At 46.2% G+C, this 24,604-nt stretch carries 20 protein-coding genes and 2 pseudogenes; 9 read left to right on the forward strand and 13 right to left on the reverse strand.

Annotated features, from left to right (window positions below; translation table 11 throughout):
- Positions 1–16 precede the first annotated feature (16 nt).
- The 4 genes from ACRRS0_RS01515 to ACRRS0_RS01530 form a co-directional block, all read right to left on the reverse strand.
- A complete protein-coding gene (locus ACRRS0_RS01515; protein WP_432454968.1) occupies positions 17–3,163 on the reverse strand; it encodes an efflux RND transporter permease subunit in 3,147 nt (1,048 codons plus the stop codon).
- A 3-nt stretch (positions 3,164–3,166) separates the two neighbouring features.
- Positions 3,167–4,330 carry an efflux RND transporter periplasmic adaptor subunit gene (locus tag ACRRS0_RS01520; RefSeq protein WP_432454967.1) on the reverse strand — a complete coding sequence of 388 codons (1,164 nt, stop codon included), beginning with the start codon at positions 4,328–4,330 and terminating at the stop codon, positions 3,167–3,169.
- Positions 4,331–4,347: 17 nt separating this feature from the next.
- Positions 4,348–5,748 carry a TolC family protein gene (locus ACRRS0_RS01525; protein ID WP_432454966.1) on the reverse strand — a complete coding sequence of 467 codons (1,401 nt, stop codon included), beginning with the start codon at positions 5,746–5,748 and terminating at the stop codon, positions 4,348–4,350.
- Positions 5,749–5,848: 100 nt separating this feature from the next.
- Positions 5,849–6,562, reverse strand: a complete 714-nt coding sequence (locus ACRRS0_RS01530; RefSeq protein ID WP_432454965.1) for a glutamine amidotransferase-related protein — start codon at positions 6,560–6,562, stop codon at positions 5,849–5,851.
- Between the two features lie 135 nt (positions 6,563–6,697).
- Here ACRRS0_RS01530 and ACRRS0_RS01535 point away from each other — a divergent pair, with 135 nt between their 5' ends.
- Positions 6,698–8,194, forward strand: a complete 1,497-nt coding sequence (locus ACRRS0_RS01535; RefSeq protein WP_432454964.1) for an aldehyde dehydrogenase — start codon at positions 6,698–6,700, stop codon at positions 8,192–8,194.
- On the opposite strand, the gene ACRRS0_RS01540 is transcribed toward ACRRS0_RS01535, so the two are convergent.
- On the reverse strand, positions 8,172–8,399 hold the full coding sequence (locus ACRRS0_RS01540; RefSeq protein WP_432454963.1) for a hypothetical protein: 228 nt from the start codon (positions 8,397–8,399) through the stop codon (positions 8,172–8,174). The genes ACRRS0_RS01535 and ACRRS0_RS01540 overlap by 23 nt on opposite strands.
- 520 nt (positions 8,400–8,919) lie before the next feature.
- On the opposite strand from ACRRS0_RS01540, the gene ACRRS0_RS01545 reads away from it, so the two are divergent.
- The 5 genes from ACRRS0_RS01545 (at position 8,920) to ACRRS0_RS01565 (ending at position 11,941) form a co-directional block, all read left to right on the forward strand.
- Positions 8,920–9,462, forward strand: coding sequence for a hypothetical protein (locus tag ACRRS0_RS01545; protein WP_432454962.1), 543 nt, complete (start codon positions 8,920–8,922; stop codon positions 9,460–9,462).
- Between the two features lie 184 nt (positions 9,463–9,646).
- Complete coding sequence (locus ACRRS0_RS01550; protein ID WP_432454961.1) at positions 9,647–10,615, forward strand: CsgG/HfaB family protein; 969 nt, start codon at positions 9,647–9,649, stop codon at positions 10,613–10,615.
- On the forward strand, positions 10,612–10,938 hold the full coding sequence (locus tag ACRRS0_RS01555) for a hypothetical protein (RefSeq protein ID WP_432454960.1): 327 nt from the start codon (positions 10,612–10,614) through the stop codon (positions 10,936–10,938). The genes ACRRS0_RS01550 and ACRRS0_RS01555 overlap by 4 nt, the downstream gene beginning before the upstream one ends.
- Positions 10,935–11,294, forward strand: coding sequence for a DUF4810 domain-containing protein (locus ACRRS0_RS01560; RefSeq protein ID WP_432454959.1), 360 nt, complete (start codon positions 10,935–10,937; stop codon positions 11,292–11,294). The genes ACRRS0_RS01555 and ACRRS0_RS01560 overlap by 4 nt, the downstream gene beginning before the upstream one ends.
- Positions 11,295–11,299: 5 nt before the next feature.
- Positions 11,300–11,941, forward strand: a complete 642-nt coding sequence (locus tag ACRRS0_RS01565; protein ID WP_432454958.1) for a DUF799 domain-containing protein — start codon at positions 11,300–11,302, stop codon at positions 11,939–11,941.
- 81 nt (positions 11,942–12,022) lie between these two features.
- On the opposite strand, the pseudogene ACRRS0_RS01570 reads toward ACRRS0_RS01565, so the two are convergent.
- Positions 12,023–12,307, reverse strand: a pseudogene (locus tag ACRRS0_RS01570) (arginase family protein); the annotation flags it as partial.
- Between the two features lie 93 nt (positions 12,308–12,400).
- Here ACRRS0_RS01570 and ACRRS0_RS01575 point away from each other — a divergent pair.
- Positions 12,401–13,288, forward strand: coding sequence for an IS982 family transposase (locus ACRRS0_RS01575; protein ID WP_432454957.1), 888 nt, complete (start codon positions 12,401–12,403; stop codon positions 13,286–13,288).
- Positions 13,289–13,302: 14 nt separating this feature from the next.
- Here the strand turns inward: ACRRS0_RS01575 and ACRRS0_RS01580 are convergent.
- Positions 13,303–13,941, reverse strand: a pseudogene (locus ACRRS0_RS01580) (arginase family protein); the annotation flags it as partial.
- Positions 13,942–14,210: 269 nt separating this feature from the next.
- Here ACRRS0_RS01580 and ACRRS0_RS01585 point away from each other — a divergent pair.
- Positions 14,211–15,344 carry an efflux RND transporter periplasmic adaptor subunit gene (locus ACRRS0_RS01585; protein ID WP_432454956.1) on the forward strand — a complete coding sequence of 378 codons (1,134 nt, stop codon included), beginning with the start codon at positions 14,211–14,213 and terminating at the stop codon, positions 15,342–15,344.
- A gap of 2 nt (positions 15,345–15,346) precedes the next feature.
- A complete protein-coding gene (locus ACRRS0_RS01590; protein WP_432454955.1) occupies positions 15,347–18,433 on the forward strand; it encodes an efflux RND transporter permease subunit in 3,087 nt (1,028 codons plus the stop codon).
- Between the two features lie 108 nt (positions 18,434–18,541).
- Here ACRRS0_RS01590 and ACRRS0_RS01595 read toward each other — a convergent pair whose 3' ends face one another.
- The 6 genes from ACRRS0_RS01595 to ACRRS0_RS01620 all read right to left on the reverse strand — a co-directional run bounded on the left by ACRRS0_RS01595 (position 18,542) and on the right by ACRRS0_RS01620 (position 24,595).
- A complete protein-coding gene (locus ACRRS0_RS01595) occupies positions 18,542–19,084 on the reverse strand; it encodes a cupin domain-containing protein (RefSeq protein ID WP_432454954.1) in 543 nt (180 codons plus the stop codon).
- A gap of 27 nt (positions 19,085–19,111) precedes the next feature.
- A complete protein-coding gene (locus tag ACRRS0_RS01600) occupies positions 19,112–19,957 on the reverse strand; it encodes an ABC transporter permease subunit (protein ID WP_432454953.1) in 846 nt (281 codons plus the stop codon).
- Positions 19,957–20,883, reverse strand: a complete 927-nt coding sequence (potH, locus tag ACRRS0_RS01605; protein WP_432454952.1) for a putrescine ABC transporter permease PotH — start codon at positions 20,881–20,883, stop codon at positions 19,957–19,959. The genes ACRRS0_RS01600 and potH overlap by 1 nt, the downstream gene beginning before the upstream one ends.
- Positions 20,880–22,019 (reverse strand): putrescine ABC transporter ATP-binding subunit PotG, encoded by a 1,140-nt coding sequence (gene potG, locus ACRRS0_RS01610; protein WP_432454951.1) that lies wholly within the window; start codon positions 22,017–22,019, stop codon positions 20,880–20,882. The genes potH and potG overlap by 4 nt, the downstream gene beginning before the upstream one ends.
- Positions 22,020–22,080: 61 nt before the next feature.
- Positions 22,081–23,193, reverse strand: coding sequence for an extracellular solute-binding protein (locus tag ACRRS0_RS01615; protein WP_432454950.1), 1,113 nt, complete (start codon positions 23,191–23,193; stop codon positions 22,081–22,083).
- A gap of 43 nt (positions 23,194–23,236) precedes the next feature.
- Entirely contained in the window at positions 23,237–24,595 is a 1,359-nt protein-coding gene (locus ACRRS0_RS01620) for an aspartate aminotransferase family protein (RefSeq protein ID WP_432454949.1), read from the reverse strand.
- Positions 24,596–24,604: the final 9 nt, after the last annotated feature.

Genomic DNA, 24,604 nt, shown 5'->3' on the forward strand with positions numbered 1-24,604 from the left:
GCTGGTACGCCGTAGATTAATTCTTTGGTTTTTCGAAACCAGCCAGCCACCACCTTTTGGCCTTCGTTCCGGCCTGACGAGCATCTTCGAGTAACAAATAATTTACTGGTACGATCAATAGAGTCACGATGGTGGCAAAAATAATCCCAAAACCAAGTGAGACAGCCATTGGAATTAAAAACTGTGCTTGAGTACTCTTCTCGAAAATCAGAGGCATTAAACCAGCAAAGGTGGTTAACGAGGTGAGGATTACAGCTCTAAAGCGAGCAACCCCAGCCTTAGTGACCGCACTGAACAAGTCGATTCCCTTGGCTCGTTGCTGGTTAATGTAGTCGACCAGCACAAGGCTGTCGTTGACTACAACGCCGGTTAAAGCCAGCATGCCCATCATGCTCATAACCGTTAGCGACATACCCATGATCATGTGGCCGAGTACCGCGCCGACTAAACCAAAGGGGATGATCGACATCACCACCAGTGGTTGCAAATATGATCGGAAAGGAATGGCGAGTAGTCCATAAATTACAAATAGCACAAATGCTAAGCCAATCGCCAGACTGGTAAAGGATTCGCGCTGTTCTTTGGCTTCACCTTCTAAACTGAAGTTAACTTCTGGATAGCTGGCAAGTGTTTGAGTGAGCCATTGTTGGAGCTCGCTCTTAATCACTTCGATGTTGGCTTGCTGTTTGTTGACGTCGGCGCGAATATTTTGGGTACGCAAGCGATCGATCCGGGTAATCGTGGCCGGGCTTTGTGAAGGACGCAATGTGGCAACTTCATCGAAGGGCAGTTCAGCGCCGCTGGCTGTTCTAATTAGCATTTTATTGAGATTATATTGCGAGTGACGCTCATCCGCTGGATAACGGACATAAACTTTGACATCTTCACGTCCTCGCTGGATCCGCTGTACCTGATAGCCAAAAAAGGCACTCCTCACTTGTTGGGCGAGCTCGTTTAAGCTTAAACCTAAGGCTTGTGCTTGTGGCTTTATGTTTAGTTGTAGTTCTTGTTTGCCGTTGGCTAGACTATCTTCAATATCAAATACCGCAGGATATTCGGCTAATTTTTTTCTAGTCAGTTCGGCAACTTGTGACATGGCCGAAAAATCATTGCTACTCAACTGAATGTCTAAAGGTGAGCCGCCTCGGCCGATTTCAGCTCGGAAGGTAAGGCTCTCTGCTCCGGGAAGTGGGCCGATGAGTTGCCGCCACTGACGCACTAAATCGGCGCTGGTGACTGGGTTGGTTCTGCTCTCGGGGGGTTCAATTTCAAACATTACACGGCCAGTATTACTTTGGCCGCTGCCAGAGCCGCCGCTAGAGCCACTAGTGGCTAAAATGTTGAGAATGATGCTCTCGCCACTTTCTGAGTCTCGGTATTGATCTTGTAACTGACGGGCGGCCTCAAAGATCCGTTGAATATAATTATCGGTGATATTAAAGCTTGTGCCTGCTGGTAGTACTAAGCTGGCCCGTGCCGTTTCGCTTGGCACTCTTGGAAAGAAAACAAAGCGTACCCAGCCAGAGGTTGCTAAGGATAGCACGACTAAGAAGATGCTGATGGCGAGACTGAGGGTTAATAAACGGCGGGATAGTGCACGTTTCAAGAGTGGCTGATAGAAGCGTAAAATTGCATTTTCAAAGCCATCGGCGATGGCATGTTGCCAGCGATTAAAGCGGCTAGAATGATTCTTATTGAGTGGTTTGAGGTGCTTCAGGTGGGCTGGTAAAATTAGTTTTGATTCGATCAAAGAGAACAACAAGACCGGGATCACAATCATCGGGATTTGCGCAAATATCTTGCCTCGAACCCCATCAATCATCAGCAGCGGCAGGAAGGCGGCAACTGTAGTTAAGACGCCAAAGGTCACTGGAACTGCGACTTCTTGGGTCCCCTTAATCGCTGCATATAGTGGTTCTTCGCCAGCTTTAAGGTGAGTATAAATATTCTCCCCAGTGACGATGGCATCGTCGACCAAAATTCCCAGTACCATGATGAAGGCAAATAACGAGATGATGTTGATGGTGACATCGAGGGTAGGCATCACCAGTAAACCGCCCATAAAGCTTAGCGGAATGCCAACACAGACCCATACTGCAATGGCCGGACGTAAGAAAATAGCAAGCAGTAAGGCGACCAATAAACAGCCTTGCAGGGCGCTGTTCTTGAGCGTATTGAGACGGGCTTTTACCACGCTGGAGCGGTCGCGCCAATAATTGACCGATACCCCTGTGGGCAATTGACTCTGTTTTTCAAGGATGTAGTTTTTCACAGCGTCAGCCACGACAATGGCGCTTTGATCGCCGACTCGATAGACTTCAATCATCACTGCGGGTTGTTTATTAAATCGATTCACAATCGGTGTTTCTTCGAAACCATCCACCACTGTGGCGATATCAGCGAGTTTAATACGAGTACCATCGGCTTGACTGATGATTAATAAATTCGCGAACTCTTCGCCAATGTAAGCTTGGCCTTTAGTGCGCAGTAAAATTTCCCCTCCCTGTGTTTTTACCGAGCCTGCAGAAAGATCTAAGGAGGCGAGTCGAATGGATTCGGCGACCTTACTTAGGCTTAAGCCATATTCACGCAGCTTTCTTTCGGAGACTTCGATAGAAATTTCGTAGGGGGCGACCGCATCCAGTTCCACCTGACTTAGTTCCGGGAGTTGCAATAGTTCGTCACGGATCTGTTCCGCCAGTAGCCGCAGTTCTTTGGTTTGAAGGGCACCAGAAACAGCTACCGAGATGGTCTCACGTTTGCGCTGACTGAGGCTGACGACAGGGCGCTCGGCATCACTCGGGAAGGTATTAATTGCGTCGATCCGAGATTTAATGTCGTCCATCACATCACGAGTGACGTAGTGAGGATTTACTTCGGCACTGACGCGCGCGGCACCTTCCTGAGATATCGAGGATATTTGGTCGATGCCTTCGATATCGCTGATCGCTTCTTCAATGCGGATCGCTAAACTTTGTTCACTTTCTTCGGGACTTGACCCGGGCAAGGCGATACTCACGTTCACCATATCCAGCTCAAATTCAGGAAATACCTCCAAAGGTAAACGGTAGCGGGCGGAGTATAAACCTAAGCCGACAATCAGCACCATCAACAGGTTGGCGGCTACGTGGTTACGGGCGAACCAAGCAATTAGACCATGCATCGCTTAGTCTCCTATGACTCTAGCTGGGGTGCCACTGATCACCCTGCCTAGCGGGGTGGTGACTAATGTTTGACCAGGATTTAAGCCGCCATCGATGATATAACTTTGTGGATCTTGCCAGATCAGTGAGACTTTTTTACGCTGTAATAAACCATTTTCCAGGATGACTACCTGCTGGTCTGGATATAAGGCGCTACGAGGGATCACATAGACTTGTTTTAAGGTTTTCCCTTGAATATTGGCGCTGACAAATTGGCCGATTTTTAGAGGCGGTTTATTTTCATTGTTGGGTCCGTAGGGGTCGTCGATTTTTGCCACTAAGTAAAGTTGGCGGCTGGTGCTATTGAGTGCTGCCTCGCTACGTTCGATTTGAGCTCGCCATTGGTATTGTTGCGTTCCTAATTGAGTATAAAGCTTGACCAAGGGCTTGCTGATGCTGCTGTGACTTTGGCGAAAGTTCTCGGGAATGTTCAGTACCGCTTGATCGCTTAAGCTAAGCGGTAAACGCAGTTCTAGGTAGTCGATGGCATAGCTGCTTGCCAGTTGTTTGCCGCTGCTCACGTATTCACCAAGCTCGACATTCTTGTCGATCACCCGTCCCGCGTAAGGGGCTCGGATCACGGTCCGTTCTAGTTCCAATTTGGCTTTACTTAACTTGGCTTGAGCCGAGGCTAAAGCGGCTTGTTTGGCGGCGAGTTGTGGTTTGCGTAAAACCAAATCGTTGGCTGGTTTACCTTTCCCTAAACGCTGCCAATCGCGTAATGCTTGGACGACTTTGGCTTGCTCTTCGGCGAGTTGCAGTTGCGTGGTTTGTAGTTCGGCAGCGGCAATGGTGATCGCATTTTGGTAATCTCGCTGATCTATTTTGAGTAATTTTTCGCCTTTTTTAAAAAACTCCCCTTCCCGAAAATTATCGGAAACACTGGTGATGGTACCCGCCACCTGAGCGATCAACTTGGTTTCAGTATGGGCTTGAATACTACCATAGGAGGCAATCCATACCTGATAATCCTGCGGTTGCAAGCGGCTGACTTCTACTGCTAATTTGGTTTGTTGTTGGACAGTTTTTTTCTGAGCTTGTGGTTTGTTTTGTTTAATATACTGGCTAAGCAAAATACCCAAGATGATGATCAGTACTGGCAAGCTAAGTCGTAGTAATTTGGCCATATTGGCAGTACTCCTGGTTAAGGTAAGTCGTCTGAAGAAAAGGTCTGGCGGCGGGTTTGTGAATGATTGAGGTCGCCGCCTAAGGCGAGGTAGAGTTCAATTCGATTTTGTAACTGCGAATTGAGTGCACTAATTGCGCTGCTACGGGCGTCGAAGGCACGCCGCTGCGATTCCAGTACCGTCACGTATTCGTTGAGGCCTGCCAGATAACCTTCGAAGGCTAACGTCTCGGCTTGCATCGAATCCTCCGCTGCGGCAGCCAGCAATTGAGCACTTTGATAGAGACTTGGTTCCAAGCTGAGGCTGTTTTCCACTTCGGCAAAACTATTCAATATTTTCTCTAAGTAAGACTGATTCAAAGCTTGCGCCTTGGCATATTGTTGCAGTTGTATATTTTTCCGTTGGCCAGCATCAAACATGGGGGCTGTCAGGCCTGCAAACAGCGACCAAATAAGTGACTCGCCATTCACTAATTGCTGCAATTGTGGGCTTTGACTCCCGCCGCTGGCGGTGAGTTTTAGGCTGGGGAAGCGATCTCGATAAGCCGCATAAACGCGCAGATCGGCGGCAGCCAATTGATACTGCGCAGCTTTCAAATCATGACGACGTAGTAACAGTTCGGAGGGTAAACCTGCAGGCATCGCTGGTAGTGCTTCGGCCAGTTCGCCTTGCACTTTGATGCTGCCACTTGGGTAGCGACCGAGTAGTAATTCCAGTTGGCGCTGGGCTTTGAGTAATTGTTGTTGGCGGTTATTTTGCTGTACTTGAGCTGCACTTAAGTCGGCACGGGCGAGGTAGACGTCGAGCGCACTGTTGAGGCCGCTTTGGTAGTTTTCTTGAATGATTTGCAGGTTAGCACCAAGGTTTTCGTAACGTTGATTCACCAAGGCGAGTTGCATTTGTGCTTCAATAAGGCTGAACCACTGCTTTGCGGTGGTCGCTGCCAAACTAATTTGTGCCTGTTGCCATTGCTCAAAGCTGACCTTAGCATCCAGAATAGCGGCTTGTTGGCGCGCATCGAGCTTTGCTAACCAATCGATTTCCCAATTGAAGTTAAGTCCCAGTTTAAATTGAGCATTGCTGGCTGCATCAGTACCACTGCGTTGTCCTGAAATAAAAGCTTCAATATTGGGCCATTGCTGAGCTTGTTGAATTTGGATCTGGTAGAGCTGTTGATCGAGGGCATAGCCGCTTTGCTGTAAATTGGGATTATTCTGAAAGGCTTCTTTGAGCAAGTTTTGTAGCGGTGCCGGGAGCGCTTGTTCAAAATGATGATCGGCAAAGGTTCCTTGCCGATAATGGCTACTCCAGTGACTGTTGGCCACCAGAGGAGCCTGCTGAGGTGGCGATGCCTTAAGGCTACAGCCGAATAACACTGTGCTTGCCAAGATTGGCCAGATCCATAAAAGCCGCAGCATCTTATTCCTTGTGACTTAACTATCCATTTATTAAGTGCTATTTAACGTGGCTAGCTGGCTGATGTCGAGTGTTGTCGCATAAATTTTACGACTATTTGCGCTAGCACTTAGCATGGCGATACATTTGTAATATCCAATTAAACACTAAATCGGCATCAAGCGCTTGCTGTAGGCTCTGTTTGGCGCAGCGAAAGGCTTCGGGAGACAATAACTGCTGTCGTTTGTCGATCAGCGCCTCAGCGTAGCCATATTCAAATTCTGGATGACCTTGAATTGCCAATATATGCTGCCCAATCTGAAACATAAAGTTAGGGCAAAAATCACTGCTGGCTAAGCGTTCGGCATGTTCGGGAAGTTGCAGCACTTGGTCTTGATGGCTGACTAAGATATGTAGTCGTTCTGGAGCCGTTTGTTGTTCAGCCCAAGACGGAGCCTTGATGAGTTGATTATTCGCAACGCCTAAGCCCCAGCCTTTGTCTGACTTAGCGACTTCGCCACCCAAAGCGCGCGCGATCAGTTGGTGACCGAAACAGATACCAGCTAAGGGCGCCTGTACTTGCTCACACTCTTGCACCCAGCGAATTAACGCGTTGATCCAAAGGTCTTGGTCATAGGCATTATGACGGCTCCCGGTAATCAGATAGCCGTCGAAATCAGTCAAAGAGGGCAGCTGTTGCTCTAAGGCATTGAATACTTCAAAAGTTAAACTGGCGTCTTGGGCACCGAGGTGGGCAATAAACATATCAGAATATTCACCGTAGTGCTTGGCTAAATTGGAGTCAACTTTGTCGCAATTAATAATGGCTATATGCATGTTACCAGTCCAATGGTTAATTTAAATTTAAAAGTTCGCTGTTAAATAAATCGTATCAAGTCTGGAATAATATGCAATATTTGTGTAGTTTTGTTAATTATTAAACAACGAATGATGATTTAGCCCGGAGGGAACATGGCTCAGTATGATTTGCAGTATTGGCAGAAACAGGCACTCGAATTAGATTTTCCAACACAAGCATTTATCAATGGAAAGTTTGTCGACGCGCAATCAGGAAAAACGTTTACGAGCATTAATCCGGCCAATGGTCAGCCCTTAGCTGAGGTGGCCGAATGTGATGCCGCCGATGTGGAACTGGCGGTGAGCGCCGCTCGAAAGGCTTTTAGCAGTGGTTCTTGGTCGGGTAAGGCCCCATCCGAGCGCAAGCAAGTGATGCAAACCTTTGCTCAATTAATTGAACAACATCAGCAGCAGTTAGCATTGTTAGAAAGCTTAGATATGGGGAAGCCAATTGGCGATGCTTTATCTTACGATGCCACGGCAACCGCCCGCTGTATCGCTTGGAATGCTGAGGCTATCGATAAGATTTATGATGAAGTGGCCCCCGTCACCTCAGACGCTTTGGCCCTGGTCACCCGTGAAGCTTTGGGGGTGGTTGCCGCGATTGTGCCGTGGAACTTCCCTTTGGTGATGGCCTCATGGAAGCTTGGACCGGCATTAGCTACGGGCAATTCGGTGATCCTGAAGCCTTCTGAAAAATCACCATTGAGTGCATTATTTTTGGCAAAATTAGCTCAGCAAGCTGGGATCCCCGATGGCGTCTTTAATGTTTTGCCCGGTTATGGTCATACTGCAGGACAAGCGCTGGCCTTGCATATGGATGTGGATTGCATCACCTTTACTGGCTCTACCGGCGTGGGTAAAAAACTGGTGGAGTTCTCAGGACAATCGAATTTGAAGCGGGCCTTCATGGAATGTGGTGGCAAAAGCCCTAATCTGGTGTGTGCCGATGCGGCAGACTTGGACAAGGTAGCCGAAACTGCGGTGGGATCGATATTCTATAACCAAGGTGAAGTCTGTACCGCTGCTTCGCGCTTGCTGGTACATCGCAGCATTCACCAACAGTTGATTGAGAAAATGCTGCCTTTAGTTGAGCAATGGCAACCGGGTCATCCGCTGGATCCAAACACCAGTATGGGCGCAATGGTTGATCAAACCCAGATGCAACGGGTATTAGCGTTTATTGAAGGCGCGAAAGCTCAAGGTGCTAAATTGTTATGTGGTGGCGAGCAGGCGTTGCAAGAAACTGGTGGTTATTATGTGCAGCCCACTATTTTTGATGATGTAGCGGCCGACTTAGATATTGTGAAGCAGGAAATATTTGGCCCAGTGCTGGTGGTGCAAGTATTTGATGATTTGGAGCAGGGCATTGCACTGGCCAACGATACCGATTTTGGCTTGGCTGCCGCAGTATGGACCGCCGATCTGAATACTGCAGTGCGTACCTCACGTGCTTTACGAGCCGGAACGGTATTTGTGAATAACTGGGACGGCGGGGATATGACCATGCCCTTTGGTGGTTTTAAACAATCCGGCAATGGACGTGACAAGTCATTGCACGCACTTGAAAAATATACCGAACTTAAATCTACTTGGATTGATCTGACTTAAGTTCTAATGAGCCTGAGTTGCCCGACTCGAGGGAGTCGGGCGTTTCAATAAAATGATCTAAAATGAACTGCTGGTCGAGCGGATTCAAGTCGAAACGAAAAGCCACCTCGTTTAGCGAACGATAATCATGGCAATGGTGTTCTCCGATGTACTTCACCGCACGGATCAGATCTGTTCCTTTGGGCAATAAGCAGCAATCACTCATGTTAGGCACCTCTCTAACAACCGCTTTAAGTATAGTTTGTTAAGCGAGCGCCGGAAGACAAGATAGTTTGATCGCTAGGGTCGCGATTTAAAGTGACTCTGACCCCTTTTACTTAAGTGACTCTGACCCCTTTTACTTTTAAAATAAATGTATATTTATCACATAAAATCAATGCAATACGATTTATAATTTGCTTCGCTTGAATATTCTGAAGCTGAGCCATGCTTGCGTGGTAAAGAACTAGATTGTGGGGGAAGCTGAAGTAAACGCGGTGAAATCGACGCTTGCTTTATGCTTGTGTCTCATCTGATTATCTCCTTTCATATAGGCTCGTTGGGCATTCTATCGTGTCTAAAGCATATCGGAATGTTTTTACAAGTATTGCTGGAGGTCTAATTTTATTATTTCTCATTCAGTAAGGTGTTGATCAATCGATAGTTGCGATTGGAGGACGATGAGTATTTACCAGTAACACCTTTACCAGCCAAGCATGGTGCGCGGCTTATGCAGGAATAAAACAGTGAAATATTTAGTTGTATTGTTAATGTATTTAAGTCTTTGGACTTGTGCTGCAACCAGCAAAACGGAGGATTTAACTCAAATATCTGCTGAGAATCATCAGCTTGCTGACTTAGTGGCCGGGATACAGAATAAACATCCTAGTCGTTACCTAGAATTAGCCGGAATACTCTTTCAACAAGGCTATAAGCGGCAAGCGGTGAAGTGGTTCTATGTGGGGCAAATTCGCTATCGTGCCTATTTAAAGGCCAGACCTGATCTGGATCCATCTGCAGATGCCGCACTATTTGCTTCGTTAATGGATACGCTTGGTCGACCATTAAATGAGTATATTGCTGGTGATGTGGATGAATGGGTTGAAGTGATCAACCAGGCCATCGATTGGCATCATTCACATGCCGATGGATTTTTAGGTAAGGCGTCAAATCAAGCGGTTTATGCGGCAGTGTTAAACGGTTTAGTGGGTATGCGCGATCATATTGCGGTAAACAAAGATGCAATTCGGCGTCAACGAGTAGAGAACGGCTTACAGAATCGCGAGTAAAGTCGCTCAGGTTCATTAGCAGTGCTCCTACTCAACGGATTAACTTTCTATAGATTGAATCTCAATGAAATGAATATATTACAATAATATCTATGCTTTCATATGGATATTGTTAATAATATGACGTTCGATGTTGTTTCAATAAATTCAACGCATTATCGCATTATTATTAAGGAAGTTTTTAATGAAAAATAAAGGTGGCTGGATAGCGGCTTTTTTTATCACCTTTTTGAGCGGATGCTCAACCCAAAGCCCTCAAATTGAATCAGTTGAAAGTGCCCACTCTCAGGAAGCACAACGGGAAGCGCAGACCTTGCAACAGCAAGCCCCAGCCAAGCCAACTTTGAAACGAAAGGTCGCTCTAGGCAGGATCTCTAATGAAACGATTTACGGTAAAAGCTTATTAAGAGATTCAAAAGGGGACGTGTTGGGAAAACAAGTCACCGATATGCTTTCTAAAGCGTTGACTGAGTCGGGACAATATCTTGTATTTGAACGCCCTGACATCGCCAGGTTGCAAGACGAAGCTCAACTAACCGGTGGAAAAACCGATTTTGTTGGTGTTGATACACTGATTATCGGTTCTTTAACCGAATTTGGTCGAAAAACCGTCGGCGAAAGTGGCTTTTTATCGTCCACCAAGAAGCAGATTGCTTATGCAAAAATGGATTTAAGACTTGTTGATAGTAAAACTGGCTTGGTATATCACTCGTTATCTGGTGCGGGCGAAGCAAGCACTGAGTCAGCTTCGGTTGCTGGTTTTGGTTCTAAGGCATCCTATGATGGCACGCTTAACGACCTTGCAATCTCTAATGCCATATCTGATGCAATCAGTAAGTTAACCCAAGAGATCCAATCGCGGCCATGGAAGACCGACATTTTAGCTTTAGAAGATGGGTTAATTTATTTAAGCGGTGGTAAAAGTCAGGGAATAACAGAAGGCATGGCTTTTTCAATTGAAACTCAAGGTAAAGAAGTTAAATCAAAGCAAACTGGATTTATGATTACTTTACCTGGTAAGTCAGTAGCAGAAATTAAAGTTATTCAATTATTTGGTGATAATGAAACCAATGAAGGCTCGGTTGCTACATTAACGGGTGGTTCGATAGTTGACATGGATCTAACTAAATTAAATGTAGTGGAGATGAAATGATGATAAGTAAAATATTAGTTTCAGCTCTAATTCTTGGGGCGCTTAGTGGTTGTGTTCAAATGCCCACATCAACCAGTAGTACGCTTGATAATCGTCCTCAATTAATCTTTTCTTCGGCAGGAAGCACTAAAGATTTGGCTACTTATACTTTGCAGGTCGATGGCTTAGAGATGGGAAGTATTGTGGATTATCATGACGGAAATAAGGCTCTTAAGTTATTGTCTGGCACACATGTGGTAGAGGTATTCGATGGTGATAAGTCGGTATTAAAGCAAAAAATATACCTTGGAGATGGTGTGACTAAAACGGTAATTATAAAATGAAGACGCTTAAATTAATTTTTTTTATGACATCAATGGCCTTTCTATCGGGATGTCAAACGACCAAAACGATGTATGACTGGGGCGGCTACGATGAAAGTTTATATGAGTATTATCATGATCCTGTCGCAGCTGAGGAGTTTCCATTAGCCTTAGAAGAACATCTTCTACAAGTTGAACAGAATGGCCAGAAAGCTGCACCCGGCTTATATGCCGAAGTTGGAACTTTTAATTTGAAGTCTGGAGATGTCCCTAAGGCAATTAATTATTACACCAAAGAATCGGAAACCTGGCCGGAGAGTAAACCCTTGATGGACGCAATAATCCAAAACTTAGAAAAGCAGCTTCCTAAAGAGTAGTTATTATGTATAAATTAGTTATCATTTTATTCGGCAGCTTATTGCTTACAGCTTGTCAAAGCGTACCGACTGAGCCTCGACAAACAGGGTTTGAGGACATTAAGCCTCGTTCAATATTAATTTTACCAGTGATTAACCATAGTGTAGATGTTGATGCGCCACTTGCTGTATATAGTTCCTTACCAGTGATGCTCGCTGAAAAAGGCTACTATGTTTACCCCTCCAATACGGTTAAAACAGTCTTAGAGTATGAAGGATTGTATGAACCAAGCGAAATTCATAATTTACCTACCAGTAGTTTGGCTGAAATGTTCGGCGCCGATACCATTCTCTATGTCACAATAGAAAAATGGGATACGACCTTTGTTCTACTCTCTAGTACCACTGTTGTTGATTTTTCTTATCAATTTAAAAATCCAACCGGAGATATTATTTGGGAGGCTCATAAGCACATAGAGTATACACCTCAAAGTTCTTCTACAGGGAATTTGCTGGGCGATTTAATTGGGGCTGTTGTGACCGCGGCGATTAATAGAGCTGCGCCAGATTATATGCCTTTGACTCGAGTCGCTAATTATCAGGTGTTTTATACAGACCCTTCAACTTTCTTGCCGAATGGTCCGTATTCGCCACTTGCAGTTAAATAACTCTTTACTGGTGCTTGTGGGATAAGCGTAGAGTGACATTCAAGGCGTAGATTTGCGCCTTGAATGTGTTTGGGTAAATCTTTAGCGGGGTCTCACGGCCCATAGATGCAATAGCTCTAGGCCGATAGTGGCTGCAGCAAGTGCGGTTACATCACTTTGATCGTAGGCGGGCGCAACTTCGACGACATCCATGCCGATTAAATTGATCCCTTGTAGACCCCGTAATATTTGTAAGATCCGATTACTGCTTAAACCGCCGCAGACTGGGGTACCAGTGCCGGGGGCGTAAGCCGGGTCAAGACAGTCGATGTCGAAACTGATGTAGACGGGGTGGTTGGCCACTCGTTGGCGAATTTGTTGAATAATTAACCTGAACTCGGGATAAAAAGAAGGGAACTAAAAGCTGGTTCTGCGATCAGATCTTTCGACCAAGAGAGAACCATCGCAAAGGAACCAGCTATGCATAAATTAGTGGACTTATTTTGTCATGTCGATGACTTTTGTAAGGCTTTTCTACCTCAGTGGCAAAAACTTCAGCTTGAAAGCGGCGAACGTAAGCGAAACCGCAAAGGTCGAATGTCCGAAAGCGAAATCATGACAATCATTATCGCTTTCCATATGTCTCATCAGCGTGATTTCAAAAACTTTTACCTTGGAATCGTACGCCGTCACTACAAGAGTGATTTTCCCACACTACTCAGTTACACACGATTTCTTGAAGTAATGTCTTCTGTGCTCGTGCCATTGAGCTCTTTTTTTACTCATGTTAAAGGAGAGCCGACAGGCATTGAGTTTATTGACTCTACGAGTATTAAGGTCTGCCACAATTTACGCATTCCAAGGCATAAGGTTTTCAAAGGAACTGCGGCAAGAGGTAAAGGTACAATGGGCTGGTTCTATGGGTTTAAGCTTCACATCATTACCAACCATCTCGGCGATATCGTTGCAGCCAAACTTACACCTGCTAATACCGATGATAGAAAGCCTGTTCGGGAACTATCAAAAGGCCTTTTCGACAAGCTGTATGCAGACAAAGGCTATATCAGTAAAGCACTTACCGAAGATTTAAAAGAGGACGGAATTACCCTAATTACGACCCACCGTAAGAACATGAAACCGAAAGTACTTGCCGCTTGGGATAGAGCGATGTTGTCAAAAAGGTTCATTATCGAAACCATTAATGACCAACTGAAAAACATCTCTCAGATAGAGCATTCCCGCCATCGGAGCCTGCATGGATTTATGTTGAACCTACTTGGAGGGCTAATCGCATACAGTCTGAAACCAGAAAAGCCATCGCTAAATATCACGAGCGCTGAGAAAATAGGGTTGATGGCGATGGTTTAAACCGATCTGAGGTTAATTAGCTCAAGACTTAAGTGATTAGCTTGATCGGCATCAATCACCATGAAGGGATGATTATCCCGTTCGTAATCGGTACGAATACCTAATTGTAAGGAATGCTCTGGGTCAATGAGCCCTTCCTTCGGTGCATGATAGAACATAGTGCCATGGTCGTAGTGACTGCCCTGGCTATAGGTATCGGTGTGTGCGTCAAAATGCAGTAAGGCGAGTTTACCGTGGTGTTTGGCGTGGGCTCGTAATAGCGGTAGGGTCACAAAGTGATCGCCGCCCAGACTTAACATGGTTTTTCCTGCTTCGAGTAGCTGCTTGGCATAACTTTCTAAGCGCTGGGTAAACTGTTGCTGTTCACCGCAATCAAATACGAGGTCACCAGCATCGATCATTGTTAATTGTTCGAATAATTTAAAATGCCACGGCCAACGGGTTTCTTCCCAAGCCAAGTTGACCGAGGCGCGACGCACTGCATCGGGACCAAGCCTGGCACCGGGGCGACCCGTGGTGGCTAAATCGAAGGGCAGACCAGTGACCACCACATCGGCATCACTCTGAGCTGGCTTATGATCCAAAGCTTGGCGCAGAAACGTGCTGGCATTGGAATATAAGGAATAGTCGGGGTGGTCTGCGAGGGTACTCATGGCTTTCCTTAAAGGAATATATTATTCGCTGGTAATTTTCTATCAGCGCTAGGTGAGCTACAAGTGTTTATATTGGATTGTTCCAAGGCGGGATGCCCTTTGGCGATGTTACTTACAGCTTTGTTATGATTTATCACTTATTATAGCGAACAGCTACTCGGTAGAGGTGTGGTTTGTCGCTAGAATCAACAAACCGACTCTAGACAGTGAACCACAGTCTTTCTACACTGAGTAATGTATTTATCACTTTAGTCACACGGAACGTTACTATGCTTAGGTCGTTATTTTCATTAAATTTTTCAATTCTACCTTGGCTAGCCTTGTTGGCAGTGACAAGTGCCGTGACCTTGCCTGCATATGCGCAGGGTAGTGAATCCCTCCCCCAAGATGAACAACACATCGCGCCAGTGAAGTCGTTTTCCCTGCAGCGAGTTGAGCATTATGCGATTGAGCGGCGCTTTGTGGGGCAGGTGATCGCCAAGCAGCGTGCAGACCTCGGGTTTGAGCTCGCGGGTAAAATCTCGAAAATCTTTGTCGATGAAGGGGATCGGGTTGACCAAGGTGCTATCTTGATGCAGCTCGATACTGAATTATTAGAGATTGAGTTCATCGATTTACAGGCTCAATTACAACAAGTCGCCGCCGATGCGGCCTTAGTCAAAGCCAATTTAAAACGAGTGAAGTCTCTCAAAAGTGATGGTTACGCCTCCGCTCAGAGTGTTGATGAATTGGTTGCACAACAAAAATCACTCAAAGCCAATAAGGCAAGAATTGATGCTTCAATTAAAGCCAATCGAACTCGGATTGAAAAATCTACTTTAATCGCCCCCTATACTGGCATCGTTGATAGTCGAACCGTGTCCGAGGGCGCTGTGGTGGGCGCTTCTCAGCCAGTTTTAACGGTGTTACAGCTGGGTGGCAATGAAGTAATCGTTGGTGTACCGGTGCGCTTATTAGCGCAAGTGGGTTTGGCTAAACCTAGCTCTGTCACTGTGGCCAAACATGACTATTCAGTGGAGCTAGTGGCTTCTGGTGGACAAGTTGATCCAGTTTCCCGCACCGTTCAATTGCGTTTTGCGCTCCCTGAAGATGATCGCTTGGTGAGTGGGCAATTAGCTTATTTGCATGTGGTTGAAAGCGTTGAACAGCCGGGCTATTGGGTGCCGGTCAGTGCGATTGTTGATGGTATCCGTGGCTTATGGAATGTGTATGCGATTGTTGAGCAAAGTAATGGTGAATTTGTATTAGAGCGGCGCGATGTAAGCGTTCACTATGCGACCCAAGAGCAAGCTTTTGTGACTGGCGCCTTACAACCCGGAGAGTCGATTGTAGCGACCGGGATGCATCGCTATGTCCCGGGGCAACGAGTTCTACCCAGCTCATTTATTGATGAGGCTAAATAATCATGATTGCCGCCATTTATAACAACGGACGTTTAATTGCGCTGCTGATTGCGTTGATTGTGGTTTCGGGGATTGGTGCGATTAGCACTTTACCGCGCAGCGAAGATCCTAAAATTACTAGTCGTTTTGCTAGTATTATTACCCAGTACCCGGGGGCTTCGGCAGAGCGAGTGGAAGCCTTAGTGACCGAACTCATCGAAAATAAAATTAGAAAATTGCCAGAAATAAAACTAGTGCAATCTTCTTCTCGATCTGGTTTTTCGGTGCTACAGGTGGAATTGAAAGACCAAGTGATGGAAGTTGTACCTGTATGGGCGCGGGTTCGTGATTTGGTCAGTGAATTGGCACCACAGTTACCGCTTGGTAGCTCGACTCCGCTGGTGGATGAAGACCGAGGCTATGCTTTTACCACTTTAATTGCACTGCGCTGGCAGGGGAAAAGTGAATCTGATTTAGCAATATTGGGGCGTTATGCGAAAGAATTACAGAACCGTTTGCGTAATATTGCGGGGACCGATTTTGTCGATGTGCAGGGGAATGGTGAAGAAGAAATTCTGGTCGAAATAGACCCCTATCAAGCTAGCGCTATCGGACTGAGTACCGAGCAAGTGTCGCAAATGATTGCTGCCGCTGATGCGAAGGTGTCGGCTGGTGAATTGACCAATAATAATACCCTGATGCAACTTGAGCTGGAAGGTGAACTCGATTCTTTAGAGCGGATCCGCAGCATCCCTGTCGGCGCGAGCGCGAATGCCTTTGTTTATCACTTAGGCGATTTGGCGGAGGTGAGTCGACAGCTGAAATCCCCGCCGGAGCAAATTGCTGTGGTGGAACGCCAAGATGCGGTGGTGATCGGTGTTCGGATGTTGTCTGAATATCGGGTGGATCGGTGGAGCTCTCGAGTCAATCTGGCCTTGGAGGAATTTCAGCAGATACTACCAAGCAATGTAAGCGCCGAGGTTATTTTTGAGCAAGATGGCTATACCTCGACTCGTTTAGGGGAGTTGGTGATTAATGTATTGATCGGTTTTGCTATTATTGTGGTGGTTCTTTTACTTACCCTCGGTTGGCGTTCGGCCCTTATTGTTGGTTTATCTTTACCGCTCACGGTGATGTTTACCCTTGCGTGCATGAAATTCTACGGCTTGCCAATTCATCAAATGTCAGTAACCGGTTTGGTGGTTGCTCTGGGGATCATGGTTGATAATGCCATTGTTATGGCCGATACCGTTGCGCAAAAGCGCCAGCAAGGTAAATCGGGTTTACAGGCGGTAAAAGAATCGCTTAACCATCTTTGGCTGCCTTTACTTGGTTCCACCTTAACCACCATTTTGGCCTTTTTGCCCATCGTATTAATGCCGGGACCCGCCGGAGAATTTGTGAGTGGCATTGCCTTAAGCGTGATCTTCTCACTAATTGGCTCTTATTTTATTTCTCACACTTTAGTGGCCAGCTTTTCCGGACATTTTCTACCTTCTCATCAAAGTGCTGACCATTGGTATAATAAAGGGGTTCAGTTTGCTTGGTTAAGTAGAGCCTTTCAGGCCCTTTTACATGGCTGTTTGCGTTTTCCTAAATTGACTTTATTACTGGTTTCAGCCTTGCCTATTTATGGCTTTTACAGCGCTGGCGGTTTGACTGAGCAATTCTTCCCACCGTCTGATCGCGATATGTTTCAGATAGAGGTGTACATGGCACCACAGTCCAGCATTTATGCCACCGAGCATTTAACCGAGCAGTTAACTGAACATATGTATGCCAAGGACGGGATCAAATCTGTGAGTTGGTTTGTGGGGAATAATGCACCGTCGTTTTACTACAACTTAATGCCGCGTCAATTAGGGGCAAAAAACTATGCCCAAGCAATGATTAAAACCGATGATTTTCGTGCGGCCAATCGTTTGATCCCGCTCTTACAAGAAGAGTTTGATGCACAGTACCCACAAGCGCAAATTTTGGTACGCAAGTTAGAACAGGGGCCTCCTTTTAATGCTCCGATTGAATTGCGTGTATTTGGTCCCAATTTAGACCAACTTAAAGAATTGGGTGATCACTATCGGCGGATCCTCTCCGAGGTGCCAAACGTGACTCATACTCGTGCAACGTTGCTGGCCGGAACACCTAAGGTATGGCTTAAAGTCGATGAAGAAGCCTCGCGTTTAAGTGGCATGACCTTAACCCAAATAGCCAGTCAGCTACAAGCAAGCTTGCAAGGACTGATTAATGGCAGTGTTTTGGAGGGCAGTGAGTCCTTACCCGTAAGAATTCGTTTAGCCGATGAGCAGCGTAAAGAATTAGAAAATCTAGGCGATATTACTTTAACTAGTGAGATGGCTGGCAATATCCCTTTAGCTTCCTTAGCTGAGCTGGAAATTCGTCCAACTCGGGGTGAAGTGCCTCGACGCGACGGACGGCGGGTGAATGTGGTGGAAGGTTACTTACGCACCGATGTACTGCCCGAGGAAGTATTAGAAGCATTTAAGGCGAGGTTAGCGCAGGAGCAGGTCTTATTGCCCGTTGGTTATAGCTTAGAGTTTGGTGGTGAAGGTGCTGAGCGTAACGAAGCGGTTAATAACTTGCTCGCAAGTGTAGGTATTATCGCGGTGTTGTTGGTGACGGTGGTGGTTTTGTCATTTAACTCTTTCAGGTTGAGTTTTTTGATTATGGTGACAGCGATTCAAGCCGCAGGTTTGGGGCTGTTAAGTGTGTTCTTGGGCGGTTATCCTTTTGGCTTTACGGTTATTATTGGTTTATTAGGACTGATCGGTTTGGCGATTAATGCTGCTATTGTGATCGTGGCGGAACTGAAATCGGATGCTAAGGCCTGTGATGGTGATGCTGAAGCGATCTGTTTCGGGGTTCTCAGTTGTACTCGACATATTAGCTCGACCACCATTACAACGGTTGGTGGCTTTCTTCCTTTGATTTTAGAAGGGGGAGGCTTTTGGCCACCCTTCGCGGTTGCGATTGCTGGCGGCACGGTACTGACTACCATGTTGTCATTCTTTTTTGTACCCGTGGTATTTTCTATGATCGCCAAGGGAAAACGTAAGATCCCTTCCGTGGGTGAACCAACTATTGCCCATTAGTGTTGATTTGGATTAGGCTGTGATTGCTTCGATTTAGCCCGCATGAGAAGGGCTTTTCACAAATAACAAAGCCGCTATATAGCGGCTTTGTTATGAGAGGGCTTCGGCTTAAAAAGTGGGTGGGGTGGCGGCACTAATCAGTTCACACACCTCTTTGCTTTTATTGCGAAAACGATGTGGTTTGCGGGTTTCAAAATAGTAGGAGTCACCAGCTTTGAGAACCTTAGATTTGCTACCCACGGTGATTTCGATTTCACCACGGATAATAATGCCACCTTCTTCCCCTTCGTGTTGAATAAACTCGGTGCCAGTATCTGCACCTGCTGGATAGATCTCGCGTAAAATCGCTAGTTGTCGGCCAGTGTGTTTGCTCCCGACCAGTAGCATTTTAACTTTCCCATCCCCCAGATCCGTGAGTTCTTCAGCACTATAAAAAATCTTATCTTCGCTTTCCATTTCTAAGGTAAAGAATTCACCCATTGAAATCGGAATAGCGTCGAGGATTTTTTTTAGCGAACCCACTGAAGGATTCACTTGGTTTTGCTCAATTTGTGAAATCATGCTGTTGGTGACACCGCTTAATTTGGCTAATTCCCGCTGGGAAATCCCACGCATTAAGCGGATGCTTTTCAATCGTTTTCCAACATCCATTATAGCTTGTTCCTTGGTTGGTACCGATTAAGCACTGTTGCTCGCTCTCAAGTCGAGCAAACGACGTTTCTCGGCTCTGGCCATAATCCACCAGGCAATAAGAGTAGCGACAGATACTACACCAATAATCAGGGTAGCAAGTGCATTAATTTTGGGACTTACCCCTAATCTTACACTAGAAAACACCACCATCGGTAAGGTGGTTGCACTCGGGCCCGACACAAAGCTGGCAATAACCAAGTCGTCGAGCGACAAGGTGAAGGCGAGTAACCAACCAGCCACAATCGCTGGAAAAATCGTTGGCAGAGTAATCAAAAAGAATACTTTCAACGGCGTTGCGCCTAAATCCATGGCAGCTTCTTCGATGCTTTGATCGAGCTCCCGTAGCCGAGAGCTTACCACCACCGACACATAGGCAGTACAGAAGGTGACGTGAGCAATCCAAATGGTGAGCATGCCACGGTGACTAAATAGGTCGAATACCTGACTCAAAGCAATGAACAGCAATAACAAACTTAAACCAGTAATCACCTCGGGCATTACTAAGGGGGCGGTAATCATAAATGCGAAGCTGGTTTCACCTTTAAAGTTACCGAAACGGGTCATCGCAAAAGCGGCCATGGTACCAAGCACCACTGCTGCGCTCGCGGATAACACGCCAATGGTTAAACTTAGACTGATGCCATGCATTAGCAAGTCATCTTGGAAGAGTGCGCCGTACCACTTGGTGGAAAAGCCACTCCAGACCGTAACCAAGCGGTTGGCGTTAAATGAGTAAATGATTAGGCTAAGAATTGGCAGGTAGAGAAAGGCTAAACCAACACTTAAAATGGCCCATTTCCACTTGCTTTTGTAAACCGGAATCGCGTTCATTAGCCGGCCTCCATTTCACGTTTCTGATAACGATAAAAGAATAATATTGGCACCATTAGCAACAGTAGCATCACCGATGCAACTGCCGAAGCGACTGGCCAATCTCGATTGTTAAAGAACTCTTGCCATAAAATTTTGCCGATCAAGATCGAATCTGGCCCACCGAGTAATTCTGGGATCACAAATTCACCAACTGCAGGGATGAACACTAACATTGAGCCCGCAACAATGCCCGACTTGGTCAATGGTAATAGGACTTTAAATAATACCGTGGCGGTCGAGGCACCTAAGTCTCTGGCGGCTTCGATGAGCGAGTAGTCGACTCGCATTAATGCGGTATAAAGTGGCAAAATCATAAACGGAAGATAGGTATAGACAATACCGATGTAGACCGCGGTATCGGTGTGCAATATGCGTAAGGGTTCATCGATTATACCGGTGTACAGCAGAATATTATTCAGGAAACCATTGTTTTTTAAAATCCCGATCCAAGCATAAACTCGGATCAGAAAGCTGGTCCATGAAGGTAAAATAATCAACATTAACAAGATATTGCGATTCGCTGGATTGGAGTGAACAATCGCCCACGCCATCGGAAAACCAATGATCAAACACAGCAGGGTGGAAATGCCTGCAATTTTTACAGATTGCAGATAGGAGCTTAAATAAAGGCCATCATTGACTAAATAGAAATAGTTACCGACATTGAGCAATATTTGGACCTGCTCATCGACCATCGTCACCAGTTGGCTATAAGGTGGGATCGCGATCATCGCCTCGGAAAAACTAATTTTAAAGACGATGAAAAATGGCAGTAAGAAAAATAGGAATAACCAAAAATAAGGCACGGCCAAGACCATGCAGCGACCTTTGGGAATCAATCGAGCGATACGTTGTCTGGTTTTGGAGGTGGCTAAAGTACTCATATTTTCAGTACCACGCAGCTGTCTGCCTGCCAACATAGATACACTGGGTCATTCCAAGTGGGCATATTGTTACGATGGCGACTGCTATTTGGCATCGCGGCGGTCACTCGTTTACCGCTAGCAAGACGCACATAATATATGGATTGGTTGCCGAGATAGGCGATGTCTTCGACCTTACCCTGACAAAGATTGTTGCTGCGCCCTTTGAGAGTCTTAAAAATACTTATTTTCTCGGGACGAACCGCAATCATGAAAGGCACGCCGGGCGCTGCCGATACCCCATGGTTGAGATGAATTGGGAAACCTAAGTCGGGACAATCGATCACCGCACTATCATTTTCGTTATTGCTGACTACGCCTTCAAAGATGTTTACCGAACCAATAAATTCGGCGCTGAAACGAGAATTTGGATACTCGTAAATTTCTTCCGGTTCACCGACCTGAATAAATTGTCCGCGGTTCATAATGGCGACGCGACTGGCCATGGTCATGGCTTCTTCTTGGTCGTGAGTCACCATCACACAGGTTGCGCCTACTTTTTCAAGAATATCAACTACTTCAAGTTGCATTTGGCCACGTAGTTTTTTATCTAGCGCACCCATCGGTTCGTCGAGTAATAACAGCTTGGGGCGTTTCGCCAGACTGCGGGCGAGCGCCACCCGTTGTCGCTGACCGCCGGAAAGTTGATGGGGTTTACGTTTGGCGTAAGCCGTCATATGCACCAGTTCTAGCATGTTGACGACAGTGTCTCTGATTTCAGTTTTCGAGAGCTTGTCTTGTTTGAGACCAAAGGCAATATTCTGTTCTACGCTCATGTGCGGAAATAAGGCATAGGACTGAAACATCATGTTGACAGGGCGTTGATGCGGCGGCACGTTAATTAATTCCTGGCCATCAAGAATAATCTTGCCTGCATTCGGCTGTTCAAAGCCGGCTAACATCCGAAGTAGCGTTGATTTACCACAGCCTGAAGCACCGAGTAGCGCGAAAATTTCACCTTTATTAATGGTTAGACTTACGTTATCGACGGCAATCGCGCCATCATAGTTTCTACTGATGTTTTCAATATGTAATAAGGGTTGTGGCGCCGGTGCATCTTTCACCGGCTCTACAGAAATATCTGGTACCGCCGCCATTGCGGATCCTCCATTAAGATATAAAAGCGCGCTTGCCACCCAACGGTGGCAAGCGTATTACTTAGTTTTGTAGAAATTTAGTCCAAGAACGAGTCAGAGTTCGAGACACTTTCGGTGGCATAACTTTCGAACCGTAGAGCTTAGCTAAAGTCTCATCGCTTGGATAGATCCCTGGATGTGAAGTTATTTCTGGATCAATAAATTCTTTCGATGCAGGGGTTGGATTGGCGTACCAAACAAAGTTAGAGATCTCTGCAATCACCTTAGGCCGTAATAGGTAGTTAATGAAGGCGTAGGCGTTCTCTTTGTGCGGTGCATCGGCTGGAATCGCCATTAGGTCAAACCAAGCCAAGGTGCCTTCTTTGGGGATCTCATATTTTACATTGATGCCGTTGTCCGCTTCTGCTGCGCGATCCGAGGCTTGCAAGATATCGCCTGACCAACCGATGGCCACACAAATATCACCATTGGCTAAGTCGTTGATGAATTGCGAAGAGTGGAAATAAGTCACATAAGGACGTATTGATTTCAGCAGCTTATAGGCTTCCGAATTCTCTTTGTACTCTTTAATGTTGGTTGAATTTGGATCTTTACCGAGATAATGCAAGGCTGCACCATAAATTTCGGTGGGCGCATTGAGGAAAGCCACGCCACATTGTGACAGCTTCTCCATATACTCTGGTTTAAAGACTAAGTCCCAGCTGTTCACTGGCGCGTCATCACCCAATACCTGTTTTACTTTATCGACGTTATAACCAATACCAGTGGTGCCCCAAAGGTAAGGGACGGCATAGAGGTTTCCTGGATCAGAAGTATCACTTAACATGCTCATAATCTTCGGATCGAGGTTGCTGTAGTTACTGAGCTTGCTTTTATCCAATTTCATAAACGCACCAGCCTGTGCTTGGCGGGCGAGAAAGTCTGAAGAGGGAACCACAATATCAAAGCCGGTTGAACCAGATAGTATCTTTGCCTCTAATACTTCGTTTGAGTCAAATACATCGTAGACTACTTTAATGCCGGTTTCGGCCTCAAAATTAGCGATGGTATCTTCGGCAATATAGTCAGACCAGTTGTACACATTCAGGACTTTATCTTCTGCGGCCTGCACGTTTATGGCGGTGGCAGCTAAAATCGAAGCAAGCGTTAGCTTCACTGTTGCTTTGTTCATCATTGTTCTCCAATTCCTTGAGGTGATTCTCGTACTGCTTCCCGGATTAACTCAATGCTCGTAGAGTGTCATCCAAACTTTGTTTCGCCAGTGTGATTAACTGATCTATTTGTGATTTTGTTATTATGAGTGGCGGCGAAATGATCATCGTTTCGCCGCAAGCACGCATGATTAAACCATTGTTTATACAAAAGTCTCTACATACTGTGCCTGCATTTAAGTGTTTAGCAAAGCGTTGCTTGGTGGTTTTGTCGGCGACTAATTCTAAGGCGCCTACTAGGCCCTTACTGCGGGCTTCTCCAACAATTGGGTGCTCAGCTAATTCCTGCCAACGTTTGGCTAGATAGGGCGCGGTGTCTTCACGCACCGTCTGAATAATGTTCTCCTGTTGCAGGATGCGAATATTTTCCAGTGCGACCGCACAGGCGGCGGGATGGCCGGAGTAGGTGAAACCATGGGCAAACTCTTGGTCAGCTTCGGTTAGTATCTGGGCAACGTCATCAGACACCATCACCGCACCCAGCGGTAGGTAGCCGGAGGTAATCCCTTTCGCCATACACATCAAATCAGGTTTAATATTAAAAGTTTGACTGGCAAACCATTCACCGGTGCGACCAAAGCCGCATATCACTTCGTCAACGATCAATAAGATATCGTATTGATCGCAGATCCGTTGAATCTCGGGCCAATAGCTGTCGGGAGGAATAATCACCCCGCCTGCACCTTGGATTGGTTCGGCAATAAAGGCGGCGACTTTGTCTTCACCTAATTCGAGGATCTTTTGCTCTAGCTGACGCGCTCGCTCTAGGCCAAACTGCTCCGGGTCTTGGCCTTGGCCTTCGGTAAACCAATAAGGTTGGTCGATGTGGCAAATATTCGGTAGTGGCAAACCGCCTTGCGCATGCATAAAGTCCATTCCGCCAAGACTGGCTCCAGCCATAGTACTACCGTGGTAAGCGTTATTACGGCTAATAATTTCTAGCTTATCGGGTTGGCCTTTACTCGCCCAGTAATGACGAACCATGCGCACTACCGTGTCGTTACACTCAGAGCCAGACCCGGTGAAAAAGGCGTGATTTAGCCCTTCCGGGGTGAGTTCGGCCAATACCGTCGCTAATTCGACCGCAGGTTTATGAGTGGTTTGAAAGAATAGATTGTAATAAGGAAGTTGCTGCATTTGTTTGGCGGCGGCATCGACCAGTTCCTGACGACCGTAGCCCAAATTCACACACCACAAGCCAGCCATCGCATCGAGCAGTTTATTCCCTTCACTGTCGTATACATAAATTCCTTCACCACGCTCAATCACCTTTGCGCCTTTGGTATTTAACTCTTTAAAATTAGTAAAAGGGTGCAAGCAATGCGCGCTGTCTTGCTGCTGGATTGTCAAGGTTGCTGTGCTCATTTGGCCTCC

The organism is Agarivorans sp. QJM3NY_29 (assembly GCF_050870835.2).
Taxonomy (GTDB): Bacteria; Pseudomonadota; Gammaproteobacteria; order Enterobacterales; family Celerinatantimonadaceae; genus Agarivorans.

Excerpts from the sequence above, each read along its gene's own strand:
- ACRRS0_RS01515 (WP_432454968.1), bottom strand. The coding sequence starts at position 3,163 with ATGCATGGTCTAATTGCTTGGTTCGCCCGTAACCACGTAGCCGCCAAC.
- ACRRS0_RS01520 (WP_432454967.1), bottom strand. The coding sequence starts at position 4,330 with ATGGCCAAATTACTACGACTTAGCTTGCCAGTACTGATCATCATCTTG.
- ACRRS0_RS01525 (WP_432454966.1), bottom strand. The coding sequence starts at position 5,748 with ATGCTGCGGCTTTTATGGATCTGGCCAATCTTGGCAAGCACAGTGTTA.
- ACRRS0_RS01530 (WP_432454965.1), bottom strand. The coding sequence starts at position 6,562 with ATGCATATAGCCATTATTAATTGCGACAAAGTTGACTCCAATTTAGCC.
- ACRRS0_RS01535 (WP_432454964.1), top strand. The coding sequence starts at position 6,698 with ATGGCTCAGTATGATTTGCAGTATTGGCAGAAACAGGCACTCGAATTA.
- ACRRS0_RS01540 (WP_432454963.1), bottom strand. The coding sequence starts at position 8,399 with ATGAGTGATTGCTGCTTATTGCCCAAAGGAACAGATCTGATCCGTGCG.
- ACRRS0_RS01550 (WP_432454961.1), top strand. The coding sequence starts at position 9,647 with ATGAAAAATAAAGGTGGCTGGATAGCGGCTTTTTTTATCACCTTTTTG.
- ACRRS0_RS01555 (WP_432454960.1), top strand. The coding sequence starts at position 10,612 with ATGATGATAAGTAAAATATTAGTTTCAGCTCTAATTCTTGGGGCGCTT.
- ACRRS0_RS01560 (WP_432454959.1), top strand. The coding sequence starts at position 10,935 with ATGAAGACGCTTAAATTAATTTTTTTTATGACATCAATGGCCTTTCTA.
- ACRRS0_RS01565 (WP_432454958.1), top strand. The coding sequence starts at position 11,300 with ATGTATAAATTAGTTATCATTTTATTCGGCAGCTTATTGCTTACAGCT.
- ACRRS0_RS01575 (WP_432454957.1), top strand. The coding sequence starts at position 12,401 with ATGCATAAATTAGTGGACTTATTTTGTCATGTCGATGACTTTTGTAAG.
- ACRRS0_RS01585 (WP_432454956.1), top strand. The coding sequence starts at position 14,211 with ATGCTTAGGTCGTTATTTTCATTAAATTTTTCAATTCTACCTTGGCTA.
- ACRRS0_RS01590 (WP_432454955.1), top strand. The coding sequence starts at position 15,347 with ATGATTGCCGCCATTTATAACAACGGACGTTTAATTGCGCTGCTGATT.
- ACRRS0_RS01595 (WP_432454954.1), bottom strand. The coding sequence starts at position 19,084 with ATGGATGTTGGAAAACGATTGAAAAGCATCCGCTTAATGCGTGGGATT.
- ACRRS0_RS01600 (WP_432454953.1), bottom strand. The coding sequence starts at position 19,957 with ATGAACGCGATTCCGGTTTACAAAAGCAAGTGGAAATGGGCCATTTTA.
- potH (WP_432454952.1), bottom strand. The coding sequence starts at position 20,883 with ATGAGTACTTTAGCCACCTCCAAAACCAGACAACGTATCGCTCGATTG.
- potG (WP_432454951.1), bottom strand. The coding sequence starts at position 22,019 with ATGGCGGCGGTACCAGATATTTCTGTAGAGCCGGTGAAAGATGCACCG.
- ACRRS0_RS01615 (WP_432454950.1), bottom strand. The coding sequence starts at position 23,193 with ATGATGAACAAAGCAACAGTGAAGCTAACGCTTGCTTCGATTTTAGCT.
- ACRRS0_RS01620 (WP_432454949.1), bottom strand. The coding sequence starts at position 24,595 with ATGAGCACAGCAACCTTGACAATCCAGCAGCAAGACAGCGCGCATTGC.